Source organism: Limosilactobacillus sp., from assembly GCF_051873035.1.
Classification (GTDB): Bacteria; Bacillota; Bacilli; order Lactobacillales; family Lactobacillaceae; genus Limosilactobacillus.
The window spans coordinates 1-2885 of sequence record NZ_JBJEEL010000014.1 but is presented as its reverse complement, the minus strand read 5'-3'; the positions used below and the strand labels follow the sequence as shown (position 1 = coordinate 2885).

The window sequence follows — 2885 nt, the reverse complement described above, 5'->3', positions numbered from 1 at the left end:
AAAGCCAATAACCACACGCCTTTGGCGTGATTATTAGCTTTCAAGTTTCAGTTAACTGATAAAGCGGCGCAGTAGGCCTAAAGCTCCGGCTGAACTAACTCCACCGATTACTGATAGCCAGCCGATCCGGTGGGGATGTTGTTTTACTACTGCCTGCTTTTCATGAACCGTCGGATCGGCGACGGGCGGTGTCATCACGCTCCCCTTATTAGCCCGGTCACCATCTGCGGGCTGGTGGTCATAGCGCGTTAGGTGATAGCTATCGATTAACCGGTTAAGCTTGCGATCATACTGCGGGTCGGTTGCATACCGCCCTAGCAAGAAGTGGGTCGCCTGCCGATAATTACTTGCCTGACTCCGGTGCACCCCTTCATATAACGGATCGTTAAGTGTCTCTGCATAGTCACAAAGCGATTGGTAATCGTTATCGTACCACCGGAAATAGTCACTAATCTCAAGTCGCTTGCCTTCCTTTGTGTACTCGGTCGTTGGCTGGCGAACGGCATGCCCATGAAAGGCCCCCTTCACGCCAAACAGATTATGGTAGGGTTGACTAGCCAGGCCACTTACTCCCCAATTACTTTCCAAGGCGGCCTGGGCAATAATAACGGAAGGATAGAGATCATACTCTAGGCCGACCCGTTGGGCATTCTTGGCAATTCGCTGGATAAACTTAGCCTGGTTAGGACTTAACTGCTGGGTCGGATAGGTCTGTTGATCGGCTGCTTGTCCCGGTTCTGTTGTTGTGGTCGGGTCTGACTGTGAGGCTGACCCTATCTGAGGTTCACCGGTAGCCGACTCAGGCGCTTGACTGCTAAACTGCTGGTGACCACGTTCATAACCACGCTGGTAGGCCACGCGACTAACCCGGTCGGTTAGCGTAACCGCTGAATGGCCGCCTTGTCCGTCACGCAGTCCCTGGTAATATGCCCGCTGATAACTATTACTAGCCTGGGCATAGCCGGCTAAAAAGGCACTGGTGTATTCGTGCCCCCGCTGGCGGAGGGCGGCCTCATTAACGGTCTGCCGGCTAATAACGGCCTGTTCGGCATCACTAACCGCCCAGTCCCGTACACTGCCCACCGCCGCTAGTACCGGCCCGCTATTTCCGAGCATCAATACTGCTACCGCGATTACTACTCCAACTTGCTTTCTCATTACGTTCACGCCCCTTCACCTAATAGATACGGTAGGTAACGCACTTTATCCGAAAAAATGTAAAGGACGGTCAGATTCTATAAATACAAACAGGCACTAAGCATACAGGCTTTCCCGAATGCTTAGTGCCTATTTATATTCCCGTAACCTCAAAGAATGAAGTCACGTCTTCTTAACAATTAGTAAATCACAACTGGTTCGTTAATCTCCATATCGTGGTAGGCCGTTCCCGCATCGCTTGGGTGCATGTTGGCACAACCGTGGGAACCACCAGTAGTTGTCAGATATTCGGTCTTGGACCAGTTATTCCGCCAGCTAGCATCGTGGAATCCACACCCGGTATCGGTAAATGGTGACCAGTACTGAACCGGACTACTGTATGGAGAACCATCATCGTTAGATCCCCGCAGCGTAGCTGGTGATTGCTGGTACATGATGTACCAAACACCCCTTGGCGTCCGGTTACCTGGTGTGTTACTTCCCGTAACCACATCAGCATCAAAGACACACTTACCATCCTTGTAGAACCAAACGTGTTGGTCAGCCAATGATAATTCGACATAGGTATTACCAATCCCATTGTTGCTAGTGACACCATAACCAGTACCGCGCTTGTTGTAGCCAGTACCGTAAATATCATTCTTCGCATTAACTGACTTCTTATTATCAGCCATGGCATCGGCAAGGGTCATCCCCGCCTTGTCAGCACTCAGCTTCCAACCGTAAGAGCCCTTATCACTCGTGGTAATTTCTCTACCGGAGTGGGTCCGGAACTTAAAGGACTTTCCCAACGTAGCCTGCTTAGCATTGATTTGGTCAATCCGGTTCTTAACCGCTGAGGTATCAAAAGCATACTTACCATTTTGGTAGGTAGCCTTGGTAATTACGTTGTTAGCAGTAAAGTGGTAGTTCTCACCTTCGACATGGTAGTTAACTGACCGCTTGGTTAATGCACTTAACTTTGCCTTTTCGTTTTGCACGGTCTTACTATTAGCAGCTAATGGTTGTGCGTAGTGTGCAGTCAGCCGAATCGTGCCGTTAGCCCGTTCGTTGTTAAACTGCTTCAAGACACTCTTCAGGTCGTATTGGTTACCCTTCTTAGCAGCAACCGTTGAAACCTTACCATTCTTCAAAACCGCGTAAGCATCAACTGGCGCACACCGTCCTTCGTTCATCTTAGCGACTTCACTATTAACGGCCTGCTTCATTGCTGCTGTCTGGTTACCACTAACATTGGACGGCATTACCGTCATATTTTGCTTCTTGCCAGAAGGGAAGAAGGTTCGCTGATCATTAAGCGCCGTCGTAAACTTAGACTTATCAGCACTGGTAATACCAGAAGTCGTTGATTCACCATCGTAAATCTTCTTGCCATTTAGGTAAACATCGTTGGACCGTGAACTAGCCTTTACCTTCTGGTAGGCCTGGTCAACGGTCATTCCACCAACCGCTACCCCATTGATGGTCGTATTACGATTAAAATGGCTATGCTGGTGCCAAGACAGGCCACCAATCAGCACAACTAAAACAACAATAATTGCAATAATAAAGTGCTTTAACTTAAATTGCATTTTGAAACTCCCTAAACCATGAAATTCTTTAACTTTACTCTGCTAAAGTTAACGTTCATATTGTACCAGTATTTAGACTTTTTGGCACATCAATTACAACTTTTGGCAGATTGTAAAATTTAAGTTGAACATTTTAGTGGACAGAAAAACCCATAA

2 protein-coding genes are annotated in these 2885 nt (G+C 48.0%); both read right to left on the bottom strand.

The window, feature by feature from the left end:
• Window positions 1–51: 51 nt before the first annotated feature.
• Complete coding sequence (locus tag ACI31H_RS01635) at window positions 52–1158, bottom strand: glycoside hydrolase family 73 protein (RefSeq protein ID WP_439770261.1); 1107 nt, start codon at window positions 1156–1158, stop codon at window positions 52–54.
• A gap of 179 nt (window positions 1159–1337) precedes the next feature.
• Window positions 1338–2729: a L,D-transpeptidase gene (locus tag ACI31H_RS01630; RefSeq protein WP_439770260.1), complete on the bottom strand. Its 1392-nt coding sequence runs from the start codon at window positions 2727–2729 to the stop codon at window positions 1338–1340.
• Window positions 2730–2885: the final 156 nt, after the last annotated feature.